18 protein-coding genes are annotated in these 23,902 nt (G+C 38.3%); 8 read left to right on the top strand and 10 right to left on the bottom strand.

Features of this window, described 5'->3' with window-relative positions:
- Positions 1–76: 76 nt before the first annotated feature.
- The 5 genes from mnmA (at position 77) to BTO11_RS10750 (ending at position 5,773) form a co-directional block, all read left to right on the top strand.
- A complete protein-coding gene (gene mnmA, locus BTO11_RS10770; protein ID WP_105052605.1) occupies positions 77–1,186 on the top strand; it encodes a tRNA 2-thiouridine(34) synthase MnmA in 1,110 nt (369 codons plus the stop codon).
- Positions 1,187–1,205: 19 nt separating this feature from the next.
- A complete protein-coding gene (gene hflD, locus BTO11_RS10765) occupies positions 1,206–1,838 on the top strand; it encodes a high frequency lysogenization protein HflD (RefSeq protein ID WP_181135889.1) in 633 nt (210 codons plus the stop codon).
- A gap of 28 nt (positions 1,839–1,866) precedes the next feature.
- On the top strand, positions 1,867–3,237 hold the full coding sequence (gene purB, locus BTO11_RS10760) for an adenylosuccinate lyase (RefSeq protein WP_105052603.1): 1,371 nt from the start codon (positions 1,867–1,869) through the stop codon (positions 3,235–3,237).
- A gap of 158 nt (positions 3,238–3,395) precedes the next feature.
- Entirely contained in the window at positions 3,396–4,547 is a 1,152-nt protein-coding gene (locus BTO11_RS10755; RefSeq protein ID WP_181135888.1) for a cupin domain-containing protein, read from the top strand.
- 182 nt (positions 4,548–4,729) lie between these two features.
- Complete coding sequence (locus BTO11_RS10750) at positions 4,730–5,773, top strand: Leu/Phe/Val dehydrogenase (protein WP_105052601.1); 1,044 nt, start codon at positions 4,730–4,732, stop codon at positions 5,771–5,773.
- 98 nt (positions 5,774–5,871) lie between these two features.
- On the opposite strand, the gene BTO11_RS10745 is transcribed toward BTO11_RS10750, so the two are convergent.
- From BTO11_RS10745 to sdhC, 10 genes are all read right to left on the bottom strand, one after another.
- Complete coding sequence (locus BTO11_RS10745) at positions 5,872–7,752, bottom strand: M28 family metallopeptidase (protein WP_105052600.1); 1,881 nt, start codon at positions 7,750–7,752, stop codon at positions 5,872–5,874.
- A gap of 99 nt (positions 7,753–7,851) precedes the next feature.
- Positions 7,852–10,035, bottom strand: coding sequence for a M4 family metallopeptidase (locus BTO11_RS10740; RefSeq protein WP_105052599.1), 2,184 nt, complete (start codon positions 10,033–10,035; stop codon positions 7,852–7,854).
- 450 nt (positions 10,036–10,485) lie between these two features.
- Positions 10,486–11,358: a succinate--CoA ligase subunit alpha gene (gene sucD, locus BTO11_RS10735; RefSeq protein WP_105052598.1), complete on the bottom strand. Its 873-nt coding sequence runs from the start codon at positions 11,356–11,358 to the stop codon at positions 10,486–10,488.
- Positions 11,358–12,524, bottom strand: coding sequence for an ADP-forming succinate--CoA ligase subunit beta (sucC, locus tag BTO11_RS10730; protein WP_105052597.1), 1,167 nt, complete (start codon positions 12,522–12,524; stop codon positions 11,358–11,360). The genes sucD and sucC overlap by 1 nt, the downstream gene beginning before the upstream one ends.
- Before the next feature lie 147 nt (positions 12,525–12,671).
- Positions 12,672–14,174: a 2-oxoglutarate dehydrogenase complex dihydrolipoyllysine-residue succinyltransferase gene (gene odhB, locus BTO11_RS10725; RefSeq protein ID WP_105052596.1), complete on the bottom strand. Its 1,503-nt coding sequence runs from the start codon at positions 14,172–14,174 to the stop codon at positions 12,672–12,674.
- A gap of 15 nt (positions 14,175–14,189) precedes the next feature.
- On the bottom strand, positions 14,190–17,000 hold the full coding sequence (gene sucA, locus BTO11_RS10720; RefSeq protein ID WP_105052595.1) for a 2-oxoglutarate dehydrogenase E1 component: 2,811 nt from the start codon (positions 16,998–17,000) through the stop codon (positions 14,190–14,192).
- Between the two features lie 122 nt (positions 17,001–17,122).
- Positions 17,123–17,833: a succinate dehydrogenase iron-sulfur subunit gene (locus tag BTO11_RS10715; protein WP_105052594.1), complete on the bottom strand. Its 711-nt coding sequence runs from the start codon at positions 17,831–17,833 to the stop codon at positions 17,123–17,125.
- An 18-nt stretch (positions 17,834–17,851) separates the two neighbouring features.
- A complete protein-coding gene (gene sdhA / locus BTO11_RS10710) occupies positions 17,852–19,618 on the bottom strand; it encodes a succinate dehydrogenase flavoprotein subunit (RefSeq protein WP_105052593.1) in 1,767 nt (588 codons plus the stop codon).
- Positions 19,618–19,965: a succinate dehydrogenase, hydrophobic membrane anchor protein gene (gene sdhD / locus BTO11_RS10705; protein ID WP_105052592.1), complete on the bottom strand. Its 348-nt coding sequence runs from the start codon at positions 19,963–19,965 to the stop codon at positions 19,618–19,620. The genes sdhA and sdhD overlap by 1 nt, the downstream gene beginning before the upstream one ends.
- Complete coding sequence (gene sdhC, locus BTO11_RS10700) at positions 19,959–20,330, bottom strand: succinate dehydrogenase, cytochrome b556 subunit (protein WP_146105482.1); 372 nt, start codon at positions 20,328–20,330, stop codon at positions 19,959–19,961. Before sdhC ends, sdhD begins: the two co-directional genes overlap by 7 nt.
- Positions 20,331–20,733: 403 nt before the next feature.
- Between sdhC and gltA the strand changes: the two genes are divergently transcribed.
- The 3 genes from gltA (at position 20,734) to BTO11_RS10685 (ending at position 23,889) form a co-directional block, all read left to right on the top strand.
- Entirely contained in the window at positions 20,734–22,020 is a 1,287-nt protein-coding gene (gene gltA / locus BTO11_RS10695) for a citrate synthase (protein ID WP_105052591.1), read from the top strand.
- Positions 22,021–22,205: 185 nt separating this feature from the next.
- A complete protein-coding gene (locus BTO11_RS10690) occupies positions 22,206–23,417 on the top strand; it encodes an aminotransferase class V-fold PLP-dependent enzyme (protein ID WP_105052590.1) in 1,212 nt (403 codons plus the stop codon).
- A gap of 31 nt (positions 23,418–23,448) precedes the next feature.
- A complete protein-coding gene (locus BTO11_RS10685; RefSeq protein WP_105052589.1) occupies positions 23,449–23,889 on the top strand; it encodes a SufE family protein in 441 nt (146 codons plus the stop codon).
- Positions 23,890–23,902 lie beyond the last annotated feature (13 nt).

Below are 23,902 nucleotides of genomic sequence, written 5' to 3'. Positions count from 1 at the left end.
CCAATTCCAATACTTTTCATCCGACTTATATGATAGAATGCGCGCCAATTTTATACGGTTTAATTTTTAAGTTTTTATGTCAGATTCAAATTCAGTTAATGCAAATAAAAAAGTCGTTGTTGGTATGTCAGGCGGCGTAGATTCTTCAGTTTCGGCTTACTTGTTACTACAGCAAGGCTATCAGGTCGAAGGCCTGTTTATGAAAAACTGGGAAGAAGACGATAACGACGAATATTGTTCGGCGGCTGAAGACTTAAAAGATGCAGAATCTGTGTGCGAAAAGCTTGGCATTGAATTACACACAGTCAACTTTGCATCGGAATATTGGGATAATGTCTTTGAACACTTTTTAGAAGAGTACAAAGCTGGCCGTACGCCAAATCCAGACATCATGTGTAACAAAGAAATTAAGTTTAAAGCGTTTTTGCAATTCTCTGCTGAAATTCTTGGCGCTGATTATATTGCTACCGGTCATTATGTGCGTAGAACTGGAGATGACAATAACACCAAAATGTTACGTGGTTTAGACCAAAATAAAGACCAAAGTTATTTCCTTTATGCGGTTGGTCAAGAACAAGTAGGACAAACCTTGTTCCCTGTTGGCGAATTAGAAAAACCAGAAGTGCGTAAAATTGCTGAGCAACAAGGTTTAATCACCGCAGATAAAAAAGACTCTACTGGTATTTGTTTTATTGGTGAGCGTAAATTTAAAGACTTCTTACAAAAATATTTACCGGCTCAACCAGGCAAAATCGAAACACCTGAAGGTGAAGTGATTGGTGAGCATGAAGGTTTGATGTATCACACCTTAGGCCAGCGTAAGGGGTTATTGATTGGTGGCTTAAAAGAATATAAAGACCAGCCTTGGTTTGTGGTAGATAAAGACGTAGCACGTAATGTGTTAATTGTTGGTCAAGGTAAAAACCACCCTCTTCTTTTTTCAAATGGTTTGATTGCTAATCAGTTAAATTGGGTAGATCATAAAGGTCCGTCACAAGGCAGATACACAGTTAAAACAAGATATCGTCAAGAAGATGTAGCTTGTGAAGTGTTCCCTGATGATGAAGGCAATATAAAAGTTATTTTTGATACACCACAACGTGCCGTTACACCAGGCCAATCCGCTGTATTTTATGACGGTGAAATTTGTTTAGGTGGCGGGATCATAGAGCAGTACATTCGATAATATGGATATTAATAATTCGATGACTTCACGACGTTCACAAACAATAGCATTAGCGGCCATGTGCCAGTCTGCTCTGATGATACAACAAGTATCTAAAGGCGTTATCTTAAATAAAGACAGTTTACTCTGTTTATTTAATGGCATTACAACCACAGATCCTAAATCAGTGTTGGATGTCTACGGCTCAGTTGAGGTGTTAGCTGATGGCGCAAAATTAGTGCAACTGCAACTATCTGGCAACGCGACTAAGAAAGACGTCGAAGTTACTCGTTATTTAGCCGGTATTATGTCTATTTCTAAAAAGTTGCTAAAAAACGGTTCAGCCTTGTCGGCATTAACCGATAAGCTAACAGATGTGCAACGTCGCCTAGGTCATTTTGAAATTGATGATCCAAGTATTATTCAAAACTTTGCTGAGTGTTATAGCGAAGTATTAAGTCCACTAAGTCAAAAAATCCAGGTTATTGGTAACCCAGCCCTATTACAGCAAAAGAGCGTCCAACATAAAGTACGAGCTTTATTATTATCTGGCGTAAGAGCTGCGGTATTATGGCGTCAAATGGGTGGGAAACGACGCGACTTTATATTTAATCGTAAAACGGTATTACAAGATGTCATATCGTTTAATCAAGAATTAACATCTATTCATTAACTTTAAACACGTATAGGAAAGTAAAGTCATGCAATTATCTGCACTTACTGCAATATCTCCAGTAGACGGCCGTTATGGCAGCAAAACTGAAGAATTACGTCCAATATTCAGTGAATTCGGTTTAGTAAAATACCGTGTCATTGTTGAAGTTCGCTGGTTACAAAAATTAGCCGCAACTGACGCGATTAAAGAAGTGCCAAACTTCTCTGCTCAAGCAAATGCATTATTAGATTCAATTGTTGATAATTTTTGTGAAGCTGATGCACAACGTGTAAAAGACATTGAAGCGACAACCAATCACGATGTAAAAGCAGTTGAGTACTTTTTAAAAGAAAAAGTAGCAGATAATGCAGAACTAACCGCTATTAATGAATTCATTCATTTTGCTTGTACGTCTGAAGATATTAACAACCTATCTCATGGTTTAATGTTATCAGCTGCACGTGAAGACGTTATTTTACCTTATTGCGATAAGATATTGTCTGAACTTAAACGTTTAGCTAATGAATACAAAGCATTACCTATGATGTGTCGTACGCATGGTCAGCCAGCTACGCCATCAACTATGGGTAAAGAAATGGCAAACGTTTATGTGCGTTTACAACGTCAACGTAAGCAAATAGCTAGCGTTGAAATGTTAGGTAAGATCAATGGTGCTGTAGGTAACTACAACGCTCATATATCGGCTTACCCTGAACATGACTGGCATAAACATGCTGAAGAATTTGTTACGTCTTTAGGATTAACTTTTAATCCATTTACAACCCAAATTGAACCGCATGACTACATTGCTGAAATCTTTGATGCTATGGCACGTTTTAACACTATATTAATCGACTTTGATCGTGATATCTGGGGTTACATCGCTATGGGGCATTTCAAGCAAAAAACTATCGCTGGTGAAATTGGTTCTTCAACTATGCCGCATAAAGTTAACCCTATCGACTTTGAAAACTCGGAAGGTAACTTAGGTATCGCCAATGCAATCTACGGTCACTTAGCCACTAAATTACCTATTTCTCGCTGGCAGCGTGACTTAACTGACTCTACTGTATTACGTACATTAGGCGTTGGTGTTGCTCACTCTATTATTGCTTACCAAGCTACATTAAAAGGGATTAGCAAATTAGAAGTGAATGCTCAAAATTTATTAGACGAGTTAGACAATAACTGGGAATTATTGGCTGAGCCAATTCAAACCGTTATGCGTCGTTACGGTATTGAAAAGCCGTATGAAAAATTAAAAGACTTAACTCGTGGTAAAAAAGTTAATCAACAAGTTATGGCTGAGTTTATTGATGGTTTAGAACTTTCTGATACCGTTAAAGCAGAACTTAAATTGTTAACACCGGCTAACTATATTGGTCGAGCTATCGCCTTTATTGACGAGTTAGTTTAACCACTAAACGTCACTTGTCAGATTAAGAATGCCAGTCGTTGACTGGCATTTTTTATGACATACGTTTTAATGACCTTGTAATTAGCCTTACTCAATATTTAAATCTAATCCAATTCAACATGTTGGTTTGGATTAAAAAAATCACACATAGAGCACTTATGAACATAAATTGGCAAACCATCTCTAAGCAAGAGTTCATCACTGAATATTGGCAAAAAAAGCCAATCGTATTAAAAAATGCGCTAGTCAACTTTCAGGATCCAATTGCCCCTGACGAAGTTGCAGGTTTGGCAATGGAGTCTTTTATCGACTCGCGTTTAGTCACCAATAAAAACGATGATTGGAAAGTGACTCATGGTCCAATTGAAAGTTTTGATCAACTTGGTGAAAGCAATTGGAGTTTATTAGTGCAAGGTGTTGACCGCTGGTTTGAGTCTGTATTCGACTTAAGGGAAGCGGTTAATTTCATTCCTAAGTGGCGGATTGATGATGTGATGGTGTCTTATTCAACGCCTAATGCTGGGGTTGGTAGCCACTTAGATCAATACGATGTGTTTATAGTACAAGGCCAAGGAAAACGACGTTGGAGAGCGGGTGCGGTTAACACTCAATTACAACAAACTGAAAAAACTAAAGACTTATTACAAGTTGATGAATTTGATCCCATTGTTGATCAAGTATTGGAAGCTGGCGATATTATTTATATCCCACCTTTTAGCCCACATAATGGTGAGACAATTGAGACAGCTATTAATTACTCCATTGGTTTTAGAGCACCGAGCCAACAAGAGCTTATTAGTGGTTTTGCCGACTTTGTTATCGACTCTGAAATTGGCTTAACTCGATTTAAAGATACCGACTTATCTATCGATAAAAATGCTGATAGCCTAATTAATAAAACTCAACTGAAACAAATGCAGTTGTTGTTAACCGATTTAATTAATAACGACGGTCATTTTGAAAAATTCCTTAATCAAGGTTTAACCGCCCCTAGCAGAGAACTTGATATACCAGAGGAAGTTGAACAGCATACATCGGACTATTTAGTTAATTTGTTTTTTAATTCGAATCTTAATATCAATAAAGTGAATGGTGTAGAAACATCTATTTACCGTGGTGACAATACAACTAGCTTCTTCTGTTGTGCTGAGGAGTTTATCTGTGAGTCACATCAAATAGACTTTATTAGGTTATTACATCAACAAAAAACGATTACTAATGAACAGTTAAAAACTGAATTAAAACTGTTAGAAAATATTCAACTTATTACCACTTTAGTCAATCAAGGCTATTGGTATATAGAAGGGTAAATATAAGTCACAGTATTCGACAGAATACTTAGCTAAAATCGAGTTTTATTATTTATAAATTAGAGCGAAATCTTTACAGTTTCATCAGGTTAGCTCTATTTTCAATCCATAATCAAAGTAGCTTTGTCAGCATAGCTCTGGTAAAGTCGCGCTTTTTAAAATAATGCTATTTGGAGTCTATTTTGTCAGTATTTTCTCTACCTGATTTTGATGATCATGAGCAAGTTGTATTCTGCTCAGATAAAGCCTCTGGCTTAAAAGCTATCATTGCTGTTCATAATACTAACTGCGGCCCTGGTGTTGGTGGTTGTCGCTTTTGGAATTATGCATCTGACGAAGAAGCTCTTGTTGATGTTTTACGTTTATCTAAAGGTATGACATATAAAAATGCCATGGCTGGACTAAACTTTGGTGGCGGTAAAGCGGTTATTATTGGCGATCCTAAAAAGCTAAAATCCGATGCCCTTTTCACCGCATTTGGTCATGCATTAAATAAACTAAATGGCGCTTATTATTCTGCTGAAGACGTAAATATCACCACTGGTGATATTATGATCGCGAATAAAGTAACTGATTTTGTTGTTGGTTTAGAAGGTAAAAGCGGTAACCCTGCACCTTTCACTGCTTTAGGTACTTATTTAGGTATAAAAGCAGCAGCCAAACATAAATTTGGTAGCGATGACTTAACGGGTATTAAGCTATCAATTCAAGGTTTAGGCTCAGTTGGCATGTACCTTTGTGAACGTTTACACAATGATGGCGCTAAGTTATTTGTTACTGATATCAACCAAGACTCTATTGATAAAGCGGTTAATCAATACGCTGCAACTGCGGTTGGTTTAGATGAAATATACGCGTTAGATGTTGATATTTATGTGCCATGCGCATTAGGTGCAACGATTAACGATGATACTATTGCTCAACTAAAAGCAAAAATTGTTGCGGGTTGTGCCAACAATCAACTTAAAGAGCCTCGCCATGGCGATAAGTTAACCGAGTTAGGCATATTATACGCACCTGACTATGTAATAAATGCTGGCGGTATTATTAACATCTTCTTTGAACAAGATGAAGATGGCTACAAAGCCGATAGAGCAACGGCAAAAGTGGGTGAAATATACGATACATTAACTGAAATTTTTGAGCGTGCAAAAGCCGATAACATGCCTACTTATCAAGTAGCTGATATTATGGCTAAAGAGATCATCGCCAAAGGCGGTAAGTAATAATATAATACGAATTATTCGTTTTATATTATAAAAATTAAAACCAAGTATTACTTAAGTAATACTTGGTTTTTTAGTTTATAGAGATTGGGGGTTCCCTACTGAGCATTGATTGTTAGTGTAAGCCCACTTGCTGAGCTATAACCTCGTAAATCGATATACCAAATGCCAGCTTGAGGGTTGTCAATCGTACACGTTTCACTGTTACCGTTTTTATATGGACGGCACTCATATGACGATGTTGAAGACGCTGAACCAAAATTCACGTATAAGTCAGCATCACCACTTCCACCAGATATAGACACTTCAAGCGATGAATAACCTACTCCTAATTCTTGTGTGTAACGAGCCCAAACGCCACTTGCCACACTAACATTACTTTCAGTGCGATTTATTGGATCTGTTCCACCTGTAGAGCCATTACTATAACTACCGGTTAATGACACTCCAGAGATCTGACCCCATGCTTCTACCATTACATGGTAAGTCCCCTCTTGCGCATTATTAATGTCGCAACTCTCATTACTGGATGCTGTCGTACTTTTGCAATCAAAGTCTTGTAATGTAGGTTGTTGGTCAAACTTAACGTATAAGTCAGCATCCCCTGTGCCACCTGATGTAGTAAAGTTTAAATTAGTACTAGAAGTTGGTACTGGTAAGGTAAAGAAAATTTGCTCTTTAGCTATTCCATTAATACCAGATACCGTAACTCCATTTTCTAATACATTGGTAGCTGGAGGCGTTTCGTCACCACTATTTTTAGCTATTTCGGCTAAATAAGTTACCGCCAGCTTTGCAAACTTACTGGCATGTTCTGCGTTAAAGCTAGTATCATTTTCAGTATGTATTCGAGGATTAATATCAGCCATTCTAGATTCAAATGGAATGGACGCTGCAAAACCTTGTTGATACCAAGACGCATGATCTGAGCAACCATAACCACATTGGTCAAAACCATAAGTCAGCGTCGGTAAATAGGTATCGATTAATTGCCCCAAAAACTGGTTTTGAGCGGCATTCGTATAATCTGTCATCATGACTATATCCTCTGTACTACCAAAGTTACCTGTCATATCAAACTGCACCATGCCAACCACATTCTTACCTTGGGCTTTATAATCTTCGGCTATTGCTTTCGAGCCTCTTAAGCCTACTTCTTCTGCAGCAAAGCCCATAATTTTAATCGTTCTTTGTGGGGTATAATTGTTATCAACTATTGCTCTTAACGCTTCTGATAATACAGCGATTCCAGATCCATTATCATCTGCACCAGGAGCGCGACCATCACTTGCATTTGATTGATTTATTGAGTCTAAGTGACCACCAATTATGACGATCTCATCGGCTTTTTCACTACCAGGTATAGTTACAATCACTGATGATTGAGCCCAACTGTGGTTGAAAAAATCGACACTAATATCGCTTCTAGCACTAGCGAGTTGCTGCCAGTAATCTTTTAACCACTGAGATGCATCCGCACCAGTTTGTTGTGTGTAATATCTGTTATAGAAGGCACTCATGGAATCAACTGTGTTAGTTAAATTACTCGAATTAATACTATTAATGAGTTGCTGTACCGTTTGACCATTATTAATGCTGTAACTAACAGCAAGTGTATTTATAGTTTGGTTTTCTACATTAGCTAATTGTTGTGTATATAGCTTTGCTTCAGCCAAAGAATCGTGCGCAACAAATCCACCACATCGATGATAGTTATCATGCATAAATTCACTTAGTTGGTTTATATCCTGTTGGTTTACCTCCATTACATTGACAGTGTCCAATAGAGTATTTTGAGCTTGTAATACGTTATTGTTCGGGTTAATTAGTGAATTTTTATTGGTGTAATGTTTTGCAGCAATCGGATCAATAGTTATCCAAATATTTTCATCTTGCTGTAATAAATCTTGCGCAAACAAAGGATGACTCGTAATAAATACAGACAAAACTATCCAGGTATTTGATAAAGAGTATTTCATGAAATAATTCCTATAAATCGAAATTTACTTTATAAACTGAAGTAAATAAATTGGAAATAAAAAGGGAGCGAATGCTCCCTTGAAGAATGTTGATTAGTGTTAATTAGCTTTGATTGTCAGTGTTACATTGCTTGCTGCACTGTAGCCTCGTATATCTATATGCCAAGTACCTGCTTGAGGATTGTCAATTGTACAAGTTTCACTGTTACCGTTTTTATATGGGCGACAGTCATATGATGATGTTGATGAAGCTGAACCAAAATTCAGGTATAAATCAGCATCACCACTACCGCCGGATATAGACACTTCAAGAGATGAGTAACCAGCATCTAGCTCTTGTGTGTAACGAGACCATGCATTGCTAGCAACACTGATGTTACTTTCAGTGCGATCAATTGGACCTGTACCGCCTGAAGAACCATCAGTATAACTACCGGTTAATGACACTCCAGATATTTGATTCCATGCTTCAACCATCACATAATATTGGCCAGTTTGAGCACTGCTGATCGAACAGGTTTCTGTACTCGTTGCAGTAGTACTTTTACAATCATAACTAGTTAGTGACGGTTTTGAGCCAAACATGACATATAAGTCAGCATCTCCAGTTCCACCTGCTGTATTAAACTGTAAATTGGTTGCGCCAGCTGGAACATCTAATACAAAAAACATCTGTTCTTTAGCTGAGCCACTAATACCTGTACGTGTTACGCCATTAGTAAGCATTTCATCGTCTGAAGGTGGAGTTGTTGAAGTACAATTACTTCCTGAACTTACATTTGAAGACACACCAACAGCCAAAAGTGCTGCTTGCACATCATCCGTTTCATAATTTAAATCACAGGCTGCATCCATCACACCATTACCTGCAAGATCCCAATTAGTACTTGCTGTCCAATATAATTGGTTAGCTCGCGCCATTACTTCAAATGCTTTTCGTGTATTCCAGCCAGATGTTGTAGCTAAGTTATAAAACGCTTTATTAAATACACCAGAACTATAATGAACATCCATACCTGAAGAATAACTGCTTTGATTATCGATAGAGCTACCATCTTGCGTTGGATTATTCATATAACGTAATGCACCATTACCTTTAAATATATCCTGTCCAACTAACCAGTCATTTGTCCCTTTCATGTAATATTCTGCAGCTTCACCAGCCATATCAGAAAAAGCTTCATTTAAGCCACCTGATTTACCGCTATAAACCAGTGCTGAGTTTTGCTCAGTAAATCCATGACTTACTTCATGGGCTGAAACATCCAAGCTTACTAATGGATAAAAGGTATTTTGACCATCACCAAAAGTCATTGCCGTACCATCCCAAAATGCATTTTCATAATTACTGCTGTAATGCACACGCATTTGTAATTGGAATGACAAAGGTGGAGTACCAATCCAATCGTTATACATATTAAAAATTACATTTCCGAAATAATGCGCATCATTAAGTGGTGAATATGCACCATTTATTTCTTTGTAAGTATTTTCAGGACAAGTAAATGAATAAGCTGTAGAGCCGCTTGTACCACCATTAAGGTTAATAGTTTTTACATTTGAGTTACTCATAGTGCAGGAGTTACCTGACTGAGATACATCTAAAAAATCAAAATCAGTTCCGTAAATGTATTGACCTGTTTTGGCGTTACCACCTGGACCTGTCGCGTCTGCATGCTGGATATTATCGTAACTGTGAAGTACATCACCTGTATTTGCATCGATAATTTGATATGGACGTGAAGGTGCGGCACCATAAGTTACATAGGTAACTTCATAAACTAAATGAGCTATATTTTGTTCATCCACCCAAATAGCTAATCGAGATGTTTCGTTGTGCTTTTCAAGACCATCAGCCATTAATGTTGCAGGTGAGCTCTTGGCTATAGCAACACTTTTAGTCATTTTGGGTGAAACTGAGTCAACATCACTATCAATATCGTAGACAGCCGCGCCATGTGCTCGTTTTAATTGCCCATTACTACTAAATGTTAAACTAACTGTATCACCAATAACCGGTAAACCTTGATACATTTGCTGGTAACGACGTGTAGTATCACCATTGTTACTATTTACTTCTTTTAATACAACTAACTCGTTACCCGCGCCTAATCCAACTAATTGTGTAGGACTGGTAGCCAATAATGTAGGTGATGTATTTTGAATCACGTTACTAATACTGGGTTCTTGGTTCAGATATTTTTTATCGGCGGCAGCCACATTTGATACTTGTACAACGGCTAAAGCAGCGAGGGTTGTTAATGTAATTTTGGATAAATTCACTTTGACACTCCATTATTCTTATTATTAATTCAATTATTTTGTATTAATCAGGACAACTGAACCTCTGATTAATATTTAGACTAGGTGTCATTGAAAAGAAATGAAAACGAAATGAAAATTTAACAAAAAAACATCAATTTTGAAATTTTTATGCCTTTTATCATACACTTATGAAAAATACAAAATGTGGATTTGAATCCACACCACACTATCGTAACTATTACTTTACAATGAATGGTATTTTAAATGTATTATTGTGTATTTATTTGAATATACAGGGAGTTAATTTAGGGTATTAAAAATAATCGGCTAACTATTCAGTAAAAAAATCAAAGGTTAATGCTAAACAAGGAACGAATGGACTTACTATGAGACAGTTTAGTCTAAAATTAAAAAAAGGCGCTTTAAAAGCGCCTTTTTTATACATTAGATATTAACTAGAGGTAGAGACTACCAACCAGTTTTTTCTTTTAATGCTTTACCAATGTCAGCTAGAGAACGAACAGTTTTAACACCAGCCGCTTCTAATGCTGCAAATTTATCTTCCGCAGTACCTTTACCACCAGAGATGATTGCGCCGGCATGACCCATACGCTTACCTTCTGGAGCAGTAACACCAGCAATGTAAGAAACAACAGGCTTAGTCACGTTTGCTTTGATATAAGCAGCCGCTTCTTCTTCAGCTGTTCCGCCGATTTCACCAATCATTACGATTGCTTCAGTCTGTGGATCTTTTTCAAACATTTCTAGAACGTCGATGAAGTTAGTACCTGGGATTGGATCACCACCGATACCAACACAAGTAGACTGACCAAAACCAGCGTCTGTAGTTTGTTTAACAGCTTCATAAGTTAACGTACCTGAACGAGATACGATACCTACTTTACCTGGTAAATGAATGTGACCTGGCATGATACCAATCTTACATTCACCCGGAGTGATAACACCAGGGCAGTTAGGACCGATTAAACGTACACCTAACTCGTCACATTTAACTTTACAGTCAAGCATGTCTAGAGTTGGTACGCCTTCAGTGATACAAACGATTAGTTTGATACCTGAGTTAGCCGCTTCTAAGATAGAATCTTTACAGAAAGCTGCTGGTACATAAATAACTGATGCATCAGCGCCAGTTGCTTCAACTGCTTCAACTACTGTATTAAATACAGGAAGACCAAGGTGAACTTGACCGCCTTTACCAGGAGTTACGCCACCAACCATGTTAGTACCGTATTCAATAGCTTGCTCAGAGTGGAAAGTACCTTGAGCACCAGTGAAACCTTGACAGATTACTTTAGTGTCTTTATTGATTAAAACGCTCATTATTTACCCTCTGCAGCTTTAACTACTAGTTCAGCAGCTGCTTGTAAGCTAGGTGCTGCGATGATGTCAACGTCAGAATTCGCAAGTACTTCACGACCTTTCTCTGCGTTAGTGCCTTCTAAACGAACAACAACTGGAACAGTTACGCCAACTTCTTTCACTGCGCCAATGATGCCTTCGGCAATCATGTCACAACGTACAATTCCACCAAAGATGTTAACTAAAACAGCTTTAACGTTAGAATCAGATAAGATGATTTTGAATGCTTCAGCAACACGTTCTTTAGTTGCGCCACCACCAACATCTAGGAAGTTTGCAGGACGGCCACCGTTTAAGTTAACGATATCCATTGTGCCCATTGCAAGACCAGCACCATTAACCATACAGCCAACGTTTCCGTCTAGAGCTACATAGTTAAGTTCAAAAGAAGCAGCATGCGCTTCACGTGCATCTTCCTGTGAAGGATCGTGCATAGCTTTAAGATCTGGGTGACGACCAACAGCATTGCTATCGATAGCTACTTTAGCGTCAAGACAGTGTAAATCACCAGCTGGTGTAATTACTAATGGGTTAATTTCAATTAACTCAACGTCTTTTTCTTTGAATAATTTAGCTAGACCTAGGAAGATTTTAACAAATTGACCAATTTGCTTGCCTTCAAGACCAAGTTTGAATGCTAAGTCACGACCTTGGTAAGGTTGTGCACCCGCTAATGGGCAAATCTCAGCTTTAAGAATTTTTTCAGGAGTCTCTTCTGCAACCGTTTCAATTTCAACACCACCTTCAGTAGATGCCATGAAAACGATACGACGTGATGAACGATCAACAACTGCGCCAAGATATAATTCTTGAGCTATATCAGTACAAGGTTCAACCAAGATGCTTGAAACTGGTTGTCCTTTCTCATCTGTTTGATAAGTAACTAAGTTATTACCTAACCACTTTTCAGCAAACGCTTTGATTTCTTCTTTAGTTTTTACTAGCTTAACACCGCCAGCTTTACCACGGCCACCGGCGTGAACCTGTGCTTTAACAACGAACATATCGCCGCCAATTGTGTCAGCCGCTGCAGCTGCATCAGCTGGAGTTTTTGTTGCGATGCCTTTTGATACAGGAAGCCCGTATTGAGCAAACAGTTGTTTACCCTGATATTCATGCAAGTTCATGATGTTCTGTCCATCTATTTTTATAAGTTAAAGGCCGCAGAATCTGCAGCCCGATATAACATGCGGGCGTATTATAAATACGCCCTTAAATTAGTGCAATAAGACAAAAGTCGATATTTGAATAATTACACTAATTTTTTTGTTCTATTATACGTCTAATAGTAAACGTGTTGGATCTTCTAACAATTCTTTGATTGTTACTAAGAAACCAACTGACTCTTTCCCATCAACTAAGCGGTGATCGTAAGATAACGCTAAGTACATCATAGGTAAGATTTCAACTTTGCCATTTACTGCCATTGGACGGTCTTGGATTTTATGCATACCCAAAATAGCCGCTTGCGGTAAGTTCAAAATTGGTGTTGATAACAATGAACCAAATACGCCGCCGTTAGTAACAGTAAAGTTACCGCCTTGCATTTCGTCAACTGTTAGTTTTCCGTCACGACCTTTAATAGCCAATGCACGGATACCATTTTCAATTTCAGCAAAACCTAATTTATCACAATCACGTAATACTGGTGTTACTAGACCACGAGGTGTAGAAACAGCAATACTTACGTCAAAGTAGTTATGGTAAACAATATCATCACCATCGATAGACGCATTTACATCTGGGAAGCGTTTAAGCGCTTCAACTACTGCTTTAACATAAAAAGACATGAATCCAAGACGTGCACCGTGGCGCTCTTCAAATACATCTTTATATTGTTTACGTAAATCCATGATAGGTTTCATGTTGATTTCGTTAAACGTTGTTAACATCGCTGTCGAGTTTTTAGCTTCTAATAAACGTTTCGCAATTGTTTTACGTAAACGAGTCATAGGAACACGTTTTTGAGTACGCTCACCTAATACTTGACTAGAAGGTACTGCAGCTGACGCTGGAGCAGATGCTTTAGGTGCAGAGGCTTGAGTTTTCATAAAGCTTTCAACATCTTCTTTAGAAACACGACCGTTTTTACCCGTGCCTTTAATTTTAGAAGCGTCTAACCCTTTTTCAGAGATTAAACGACGAACAGATGGTGTTAATACATCATCTGCAGAACTAGATTCTTCAGCTGCTGCTGGTGTTGCTACGGCTGCAGCAGAACCAAGAGTAACTTCAGCAATCAATTGCTCGCCAAGAACCGTTTCACCTTCAGGGCTAATAATTTTAGTTATTATGCCATCTTCAGGAGAAACAACTTCTAATACAACTTTGTCAGTTTCAATATCAACTAAGTTTTCGTCACGGCTAACCGCTTGACCTTCTTGTACATGCCAAGTCGCAATAGTTGCATCAGCAACAGACTCTGGTAATACAGGCACTTTAATTTGAATTGTTTTCGCTTCGCCAGCTGGTGCTGCAGGAGCACTTGCTTTTGCTTCAGCTGCTTTTGGAGCTGCGGCTGCTGGAGCTGATGCGCCTGCTGCATCTTCAATTTTAGCAAGAAGTTGGTCGCCTAAAACAGTAGCACCTTCTTCTTGTAGTATTTCAGTAACAACACCATCTTCAGGTGCTACAACTTCTAATACAACTTTATCAGTTTCGATATCAACTAAGATTTGATCTCGAGTTACAGTATCTCCAACACTGACGTGCCAAGTGGCAACTGAAGCGTCAGCAACTGATTCAGGTAATACTGGAACTTTAATTTCAGTAGTCATGATTAATCCTTGAGATTATTTAATCGTTAATGCGTCGTTAACCAACGCTTGTTGTTCTTTGGCATGCACAGATGCGTAACCTACTGCTGGCGAAGCTGATGCTTTACGACCTGCATAAGTTAAATCTGCCCCTTTTGGAATCGAATTCCTGAAATGATGTTGACTACAATACCAAGCACCTTGGTTTTGTGGTTCTTCTTGACACCAAATATAGTCTTTAACGTTTTTGTACTTTTTAACAATTACTTCCATTTCCGCATGAGGGAAAGGATATAGTTGTTCAATACGTACAATGGCAATATCAGTTTGGTTATCTTTACGACGTTGTTCTAACAAATCGTAATAAACTTTACCTGAACAAAGCACAACACGTTTAACCTTTTTAGCATCAATGTTGTCATCTATTTCATCAATTACATTGTAATAAGTCCCATCGGCTAACTCTTCCATTGTAGAAACAGCTAGAGGATGACGTAACAACGATTTTGGCGTCATTACAATCAAAGGTCGACGCATAGGTCTTATTTGTTGACGACGGATCATATTGAATACTTGAGCTGGTGTTGTTGGAACACAAACTTGCATATTATGATCAGCACACAATTGTAAAAAACGTTCCATACGTGCAGATGAATGCTCAGGACCTTGTCCTTCGTATCCATGAGGCAATAACATAGTAAGACCGCATAAACGTCCCCACTTTTGTTCGCCAGAACAGATGAATTGGTCAATAACAACTTGAGCTACGTTGGCAAAATCACCAAATTGCGCTTCCCAAATTACTAAAGAGTCAGGTTCTGCGGTGGCGTAACCATACTCAAATGCTAAAACACCAACTTCTGATAATACGGCATCATATATTTCAAATTTGCCTTGTTTTTCATTTATATTTTCAAGAGGTACATACGTTGATGCATCTTCTTGATTGTGTATTACCGCATGACGGTGGAAGAAAGTACCACGACCACTGTCTTGACCAGTAATACGAATATCAGTACCACGGTCAACAATATCTGCATACGCTAGAGTTTCAGCGAAACCCCAATCTAATGGCTTTTCGCCATTAAGCATTTTAATACGTTCATCGTATTGTTTTTTAACACGAGATTGCAGAGTCATGCTTTCAGGGTATTGAGTGATCTTCTTACCAAGCTCATTCAATTTTTCAACAGAAATGGCTTTATCGTAAGCAATATCCCAGTCATGGTTTAGATATGGAGTCCAATCTACCGAATGCGCTTCCATAGGACGCCATTCTTCAACTGCACATTCACCTTTATCTAATAAACCACGGTATCCATCAGTTAGTTCTTTAACTTCATCTAAAGATATTGAACCTTCTTTTGTCAAATGATCGATATACAATTGACGAGGAACTGGATGTTTCTTGATTTTTTTGTACATGATTGGCTGAGTTGCGCTAGGCTCATCAGCTTCATTATGGCCATGACGACGATAACAAACTAAATCAATAACCACGTCTCTACGGAACGTATTACGATAATCAACCGCAATTTGCGATACTAACGCAACCGCTTCTGGATCATCTGAGTTCACGTGGAATATTGGAGCCTGAACCATTTTTGCAATGTCAGTACAATATTCAGTTGAGCGTGTATCTTCTTGATTTGATGTAGTAAAACCAACCTGGTTATTTACAACAATACGAATCGTACCACCAACTTTATAACCACGTGTTTGAGACATATTAAACGTCTCTTGCACAACACCTTGACCGGCAATAGCCGAGTCGCCGTGTACTGTGATTGGTAAAGCTTTTGAACCGTTGGTACAATTATGACGGTCTAAACGCGCACGCACTGAACCAATTACAACTGGATTTACAATTTCCAAATGTGATGGGTTAAATGCTAAGGCTAAATGGACATTTCCGCCTGCTGTAGCAAAATCAGACGAGAAACCTTGGTGATATTTAACATCACCTGCAGTTAATGATGGATCAACTTTTCCACCAAACTCATCAAATAATTCGCCAGACTTTTTACCAAGAACATTAACTAATACGTTTAAGCGTCCACGGTGAGCCATGCCGATAACAACTTCTTTTTGTCCTTGTTCACCAGCGCGGTGAATGATCTCTTTGATCATAGGAACTAAAGCGTCGCCACCTTCAAGTGAGAAACGTTTTGCGCCAGGGAATTTAGCACCTAAGTACTTTTCCAAGCCGTCAACGGCAATTAAGCCTTTTAAAATACGTTTCTTGATGTCCGTTGAAAATGCAGGTTTACTCTGAATTGATTCAAATCGTTGTTGGATCCAACGTTTTTCATCAGTATCAGTAATGTGCATATATTCTGCACCCACTGAACCACAGTAAGTATTTTCGAGAGCTGAGTACAGCTCACCTAGTTGCATTTTCTCTTTGCCTACAGCAAAAGAACCGACGTTAAATTCACGCGACTTGTCTTCATCGTCAAGTCCGTGATGAGCCAAACTAAGCTCTCTAACGGTTTCTCTATACCACAACCCTAATGGGTCTAAATTGGCATTTTGGTGTCCTCTAAAACGGAAAGCATTTATAAGCTGCAAAACTTTTACTTGTTTTGCATCTGCTTGATCCGCTCCAGAAACAACCATACGGTCTTTGTTTTTGGCCAGTTGGGCAAATAATTCGCGAACATCTGAATGTTTAGTTTCAACCGAAACACCTTCAACTTTAGGTAATTGGTCGAAGACCTCACGCCATTCATCTGATATAGACGTAGGATCATCTAAATATAATTCGTACATCTGCTCAACATATACCATGCTGTTAGCTGATAAATGCGAACTATCAAGCCAATTTTGCATAACACCTTCGTGCATTAGATATATATCCTTGTAAGTCTTACAGACTTAATTTTACTAGTTAAAAAATGAAAAAAGCCCTTCCACCGAAACGGAACGACTTTTTCTTATCTGTTAAATTACAGCACCAGTTATCAAAACTAAACTGCCCTCTGCAATAACATAGATTTAATATGACCTATCGCCTTGGTAGGGTTTAAGCCTTTAGGACAAACGTTAACACAGTTCATAATGCCGTGGCATCTGAATACGCTAAACGCATCATCCAAGTCAGCCAAGCGTTCATCAGTAGCAGTATCACGACTATCAATTAAGAAGCGATATGCATGTAATAAACCTGCAGGGCCTATAAATTTATCCGGGTTCCACCAGAATGACGGACATGATGTTGAACAACATGCACATAATATACATTCGTATAATCCATCCAACTTGTCACGTTCTTCAACAGTTTGAATGAACTCACGAGCTGGCTGTTTTTCGTCATTAATTAAGAATGGCTTTACTTTTTCATACTGAGTAAAGAACTGAGTCATATCGATAACTAAGTCACGTACTACAGGTAATCCAGGTAATGGACGTAAGATAATCGTCTTTTTACCAAAAGTAGAGATTGGAGTGATACACGCCAATCCATTTTTACCATTCATGTTTAAACCGTCAGAACCACACACACCTTCACGGCATGAACGACGGAAAACTATTGTTGGATCTTGTTCTTTTAAAAGAATAAGTGCATCCAAAACCATCATGTCCTGATTATCTTCCATTTCTAGTTGATAGTCTTTCATGTATGGCGCATCGTCTACGTCAGAGTTATAACGGTAAACAGAGAATTTTACAGTTTTCATAATTCGTTACTCCCCTTATTAATACGTGCGAGCTATTGGTGGAAATGCATCACGATGTACTGGACTCATGTTTACATCACGTTTGCTCATCTCTTCATTCTTTGGATCGTAAACGCTATGGCATAACCAATTTACGTCATCACGGTCTAAGAAATCTTCACGGCTGTGAGCACCACGGCTTTCAGTACGATAGTTAGCAGCTAATGCGGTAGCAAAAGCAGTTTCCATCAAGTTATCTAATTCAAGACATTCAATACGCTGAGTATTAAACTCTTTAGAGTTATCAGATAACTTAGCATGTTTTAAACGTTCGCGAATTTCTTTTAATTGAGCTAGACCTTCAGCCATTGCTTTACCTTCACGGAAAACCGAGAAGTTAAGTTGCATACATTGCTGTAAATCTTTTTTGATTTGAGCTGGATCTTCACCTTCAGAAGTAGACTCCCAACGATTGAAACGCTCTAATGCTTTTTCAATGTCTTCATCTTTAACTTCTGTAGCGCCCTTACCTTGTGCTAAATATGTTTCTAAATATTTACCTGCGGCACGACCGAATACAACCAAATCTAATAATGAATTACCACCTAAGCGGTTTGCACCGTGTACAGATACACAAGCAATCTCACCAACGGCAAATAAACCTTCAACTTCTTTAAATGAACCATCATCAGCTTTTGTTAATGCTTGACCATTTACGTTAGTTGGAACACCACCCATCATATAATGACAAGTTGGTAGAACTGGAATTGGCTCATCTGCAGGGTGAACGTGTGCAAACGTTTTAGATAATTCACAAACACCTGGTAAACGAGACTCTAACGTTTCGCGGCCCAAATGATCTAATTTAAGTTTAAGATGTGGACCTAAAGGACCATCACAACCACGACCTTCACGTATTTCGGTCATCATTGAACGAGCAACAACATCACGAGACGCTAAATCTTTAGCATTAGGAGCATAACGTTCCATGAAACGTTCGCCATCTTTATTTAATAAGTAACCACCTTCACCACGACAACCTTCTGTTACCAATACTCCGGCACCAGCGATTCCTGTAGGGTGGAACTGCCACATTTCCATATCTTGTAATGCGACACCAGCACGAGCGGCCATACCAACACCATCACCGGTGTTAATGTGAGCATTAGTCGTTGATGCATAAATACGACCTGCACCGCCTGTAGCTAATACTGTTGCACGAGCTTTAAAGAAAACAACTTCACCAGACTCAATATCAATGGCAGTACAACCAACAATAGCACCATCATCATTTTTTACTAAATCTAATGCATACCATTCGCTATAAACGGTTGTCTTATGTTTAACATTTTGTTGATAAAGAAGGTGTAATAATGCGTGACCTGTACGGTCAGCCGCAGCAGCCGTTCTAGCAGCTTGTTCGCCACCAAAATTCTTAGACTGACCACCAAATGGACGCTGGTAAATTGTCCCATCTTCAAAGCGTGAAAAAGGTAAGCCTTTATTTTCCATTTCAATAATGGCTTCAGGGCCTTCTTTACACATAAATTCGATAGCGTCTTGGTCTCCGATGAAATCAGAACCTTTAACAGTATCGTACATGTGTTGTTCCCAGTGATCTTCATGGGCGTTGCCCAATGCTACTGTAATTCCGCCTTGAGCAGAAACAGTATGAGAACGAGTTGGGAAAACTTTTGAAATCAAGGCAACTGTTTGGCCTGATTCTGCAATTTGCAAAGCTGCGCGCATACCTGCACCGCCAGCACCGATTACAACGGCATCAAATTCTTGAACTTTAATAGACACTAAACACCCCACAATATGAATAGACCAGTCACAACATAAGCTAAACCTAGTAGATTAAGGAAGAAGCTTAAAATCGCACGTACTTTTGGGTTTTTAACGTAGTCTGTTAACACTTGCCAAAGACCGATTCGTGTGTGAACCAAAATACAAAGTAATGTGATAAACGTAAACACTTTAACTGCGATATTAGAAAATAATCCTGACCAAATTTCATAAGTAACAACGGGAGTTGTTAAAAAGAAGCCTAGAATAAAAATAATATAGGCAGTCATAATTAATGCTGTCGTTCTAAGAGATACGAAGTCTTGTACGCCATCTCTCTTTAATGAAGCTTCGTTGATCACCATATCCACACTCCAGCTAAAATTACAGTTACTACCCATATTGCTATAGCTAGTTTCGCACTTAAATTCCCTGACTCTAACTCTTCCCAGTAACCCATATCCATTACTAAATGGCGTAAACCAATGATGGTATGGAAAGAAAGTGCCGCTAATATGGCTATAACAATGACTTTACCAATCACACCTTGCATTAGCGACTTAGCTAATTCAAAGCTTTCTGCTGATTGTAAAGACATAGTCCAAGCTACAATTACAAATATCAAGGCGAAGAAAAACACAACGCCAGATACCCTATGTAGGATAGAGGCTATTGCCGAAGCTGGCATAAAAGATGTCAGTTCTAGATTTACAGGTCTTTGTTTTTTCACGATTACATGCCTATCCGAGCTGTTTATTAATGTTGTGACATATATTAATTAAAAAATGAGTCACCCTATTGTTATAAATAATGGACTATAAGTTAGTCTTCATCATTATAAAAACCACATTGAATATGAATGCAGTGCCAGTCAGTATATATAGCGAAAATCAATATGGCAATTTCTGTTTAAATTTAATGTGTTAAGAATTTAAAGTGTTTAAAAAACAAGCTAATGCATTAGACTTTCGTATAATAAATTATCATTTTTGCAATAAAATTGACTTTTTACTCTATTTTGTAGTTACAATGGTGAGATTAATAAAATTATCTATGTGAAAAATGTCGATTTTTAAAGTACATTTAACGCGTAGTAACAATTACAATACAACAATAATTTGAGGAGAGCATGTATGACAGATAAGAAGGTCACAGTTCAAATCACTGGACAAGACGCATTCGAATTGCCAATGATGTCTGGTACAGCTGGTAATGATGTTATTGACGTTAGAACATTAGGTTCAAAAGGCGTTTTCACTTATGACCCTGGCTTTTTAGCAACTGCATCATGTCAATCTAAGATCACTTATATAGATGGCGACCAAGGTATTTTATTACACCGTGGTTATCCTATTGAGCAACTAGCTGACGGTTCAAGCTATATTGAATTATGTTACTTATTGCTTCACGGAGAATTACCTTCTGCTGAAGATTTAGTAGAGTTCGATAGAACAATCACTAACCACACTATGGTTCATGCAAAGATTGCAACATTCTTCCACGGTTTTGTGGTTGATGCGCATCCAATGGCGATGTTATGTGGTGTTGTAGGCGCGATGTCTAGCTTTTACCATGACGACTTAGACATTTCAGATCCTAAGCAACGTCAACGTAGTGCATATAGACTAATTGCTAAATTGCCAACTATTGCAGCTATGGCTTATAAATACAGCATTGGTCAACCGTTCGTTTATCCACGTAACAATCTTTCTTATTCAGAAAACTTCTTAAACATGATGTTCTCTGTACCTGCTGAAGATTATAAAGTTGATCCTATCCTTGCTGATGCAATGGATAAAATCTTCATGTTACATGCTGACCATGAACAAAATGCTTCAACTTCAACAGTTCGTTTAGCTGGTTCATCAGGTGCAAACCCTTATGCATGTATCGCTGCGGGCATAGCATCATTATGGGGTCCTTCACATGGGGGCGCTAATGAAGCTTGTTTATCTATGCTACAAGAGATTGGTTCTGTTGATCGCATTGATGAATATGTTGCTAAAGCAAAAGACAAAAATGACCCGTTCCGTCTAATGGGCTTTGGTCATCGTGTTTATAAAAACTTTGACCCTCGTGCTAAAGTAATGCGTCAAACATGTCATGAAGTACTTAAAGCATTAAATATCCAAGATCCATTGCTAGATGTTGCAATGAAACTTGAAGATATTGCATTGTCTGACGAATACTTTATTTCTAAGAAATTATACCCGAATGTAGATTTCTACTCAGGTATCATCTTAAAAGCAATCGGTATTCCGACTAGCATGTTCACAGTTATATTTGCTATGTCTCGTACTGTTGGTTGGATCAGCCACTGGGACGAAATGTTAAGCGAAGAAGGCCAAAAAATTGGTCGTCCTCGTCAGTTATATACTGGTGCAGCGAAACGTGATTACGTAGCGCCTAATAAACGATAACGATAACGATAAATCGTTTATTTAAAAAAGGCAGCTCAGCTGCCTTTTTTTATGCCTGTTGTTTAATGCCCGTTAACTTTTGTTAACATGCCCTGTTACTTTCATCCGTTAACTTAATTGCAAATGTTAACCTTAAAACAAAGTGATATACTTGCCACAACTTTTGACCTAGTCCATTCATATTTATGCCGATTCGCAGCCAATTTAAAATATTCTCAGACTCCAATCTAAATTCACCAAACCCTTTTGTTTATTTAGACAGTGCAGCAACAACACACAAACCGCAGTCGGTTGTGGACGTTATCTGTGAGTTTTATCAAACACAAAATGCGAATGTTCACCGTGGTTCGTACACCACCGCAAATTTAGTTACTGCGCGTTACGAGCAGGCTCGAATTAATATTGCAGCTTTTATTGGTGCTAACGATCACACCGACATAGTTTGGACTAAAGGCACAACAGAAAGTATAAATTTAGTCGCTTACGCTTGGGGCGAAAACAACTTATCATCTGGCGATACGATTGTTGTACTTGGTAGTGAACACCACGCTAACTTTGTTCCTTGGCAGCAGCTCGCACTTAGAAAAAACGCCCATTTTGAAGTGGTTAATATCCTGCCCAATGGCGATGTTGATTTAACACATTACCAAGCATTAATGGCCAATAAGCCTAAACTCGTTGCTCTACAGCATTGTTCCAATGCTCTTGGTAATATTCACCCAATTAAATCGTTAACCGAACTCGCCAAACAAGCTGGCGCAACCGTTTTAGTTGATGGTGCCCAAGCGGTAGCCCATTTACCAGTTAACGTGAAGGACATAGGTTGTGACTTTTACGCCTTTTCTGGCCATAAAATGTATGGGCCGACCGGCGTTGGTGTTTTATATATCGCCCCAAATATTAAAAATAAAATATCGCCATTTCATTTTGGCGGTGAAATGATCCAAAACGTCACACGTGAAAAAACAACCTTCCGCCCAATTCCTGCAATGCTGGAAACGGGAACGCCGAATATTTCTGGCATATTAGGCTTAAACGCAGCACTAGAATTTATCCAAAGTGCACCAGCTATTGAAGCACTTAAAAATAATGCACAAACCTATGATTATTTAATCGATCAGTTATCGAAAATAGACTCAGTTAACATCATAGGTGCTAGTAATAATATTGGTGTTGCTTCTTTTGTCGTCGAAGGTGAGTCTGTATCTGACATTGGCACCTTGTTAAATGAGCAAAATGTCGCAGTAAGGTGTGGTCATCACTGTGCTATGCCGCTTATGCAGGCACTAAATGTAAGTGGAACTGTGCGAGTTTCTTTAGGGATTTATAATGATAAATCAGATATAGATTTATTTATTTCTGCCTTAAAAAAAGCATTAGCCGTCTTAAATTATTAGAAACAGAAGTGATTAAAACAAAGAGTTTAAAATGCCAACAGATCAACAAGCCGTTACCCAATTATCTAGCCAATTTACGTTAACCGACATTCAAGTTACTGATGTCTTCAAGCAACAAAATAGTTGGGAAGATAAATTTAGACAATTGATGTTATTGGGGAAAAAATTACCTCAGCTTCCGATTGAATATCAGCTTGAGCAACATTTAGTCTCTGGATGTGAGAGCAAAGTCTGGTTATTACATGAATGGAACAACGACAAACTATGCTTAATTGCATCGTCCGACGCTAAGATTGTTAAAGGCTTAATATCTGTAGTGTTAGCTGCATTTAACAATAAAACTCAAGCACAAATACAAGCGTTTGATTTAGAGAGTTACCTTGCTCAATTAAATTTATTAAACCAACTCAGTCCATCCAGAGCAAATGGACTAAGAGCGATAATAGATAAAATTAACCAGTATTCTCGCTAACTTTATCTTTAAC

It is taken from the genome of Psychrosphaera saromensis, from assembly GCF_002954545.1.
GTDB lineage: Bacteria > Pseudomonadota > Gammaproteobacteria > Enterobacterales > Alteromonadaceae > Psychrosphaera > Psychrosphaera saromensis.
This window is presented reverse-complemented; position numbering and strand designations above follow the sequence as displayed.

What these genes read in the sequence shown, in the direction of transcription:
- mnmA (WP_105052605.1), top strand. Translation starts at nt 77, where the DNA reads ATGTCAGATTCAAATTCAGTTAATGCAAATAAAAAAGTCGTTGTTGGT.
- hflD (WP_181135889.1), top strand. Translation starts at nt 1,206, where the DNA reads ATGACTTCACGACGTTCACAAACAATAGCATTAGCGGCCATGTGCCAG.
- purB (WP_105052603.1), top strand. Translation starts at nt 1,867, where the DNA reads ATGCAATTATCTGCACTTACTGCAATATCTCCAGTAGACGGCCGTTAT.
- BTO11_RS10755 (WP_181135888.1), top strand. Translation starts at nt 3,396, where the DNA reads ATGAACATAAATTGGCAAACCATCTCTAAGCAAGAGTTCATCACTGAA.
- BTO11_RS10745 (WP_105052600.1), bottom strand. Translation starts at nt 7,752, where the DNA reads ATGAAATACTCTTTATCAAATACCTGGATAGTTTTGTCTGTATTTATT.
- sucD (WP_105052598.1), bottom strand. Translation starts at nt 11,358, where the DNA reads ATGAGCGTTTTAATCAATAAAGACACTAAAGTAATCTGTCAAGGTTTC.
- sucC (WP_105052597.1), bottom strand. Translation starts at nt 12,524, where the DNA reads ATGAACTTGCATGAATATCAGGGTAAACAACTGTTTGCTCAATACGGG.
- odhB (WP_105052596.1), bottom strand. Translation starts at nt 14,174, where the DNA reads ATGACTACTGAAATTAAAGTTCCAGTATTACCTGAATCAGTTGCTGAC.
- sucA (WP_105052595.1), bottom strand. Translation starts at nt 17,000, where the DNA reads ATGCACGAAGGTGTTATGCAAAATTGGCTTGATAGTTCGCATTTATCA.
- BTO11_RS10715 (WP_105052594.1), bottom strand. Translation starts at nt 17,833, where the DNA reads ATGAAAACTGTAAAATTCTCTGTTTACCGTTATAACTCTGACGTAGAC.
- sdhD (WP_105052592.1), bottom strand. Translation starts at nt 19,965, where the DNA reads ATGGTGATCAACGAAGCTTCATTAAAGAGAGATGGCGTACAAGACTTC.
- gltA (WP_105052591.1), top strand. Translation starts at nt 20,734, where the DNA reads ATGACAGATAAGAAGGTCACAGTTCAAATCACTGGACAAGACGCATTC.
- BTO11_RS10690 (WP_105052590.1), top strand. Translation starts at nt 22,206, where the DNA reads ATGCCGATTCGCAGCCAATTTAAAATATTCTCAGACTCCAATCTAAAT.
- BTO11_RS10685 (WP_105052589.1), top strand. Translation starts at nt 23,449, where the DNA reads ATGCCAACAGATCAACAAGCCGTTACCCAATTATCTAGCCAATTTACG.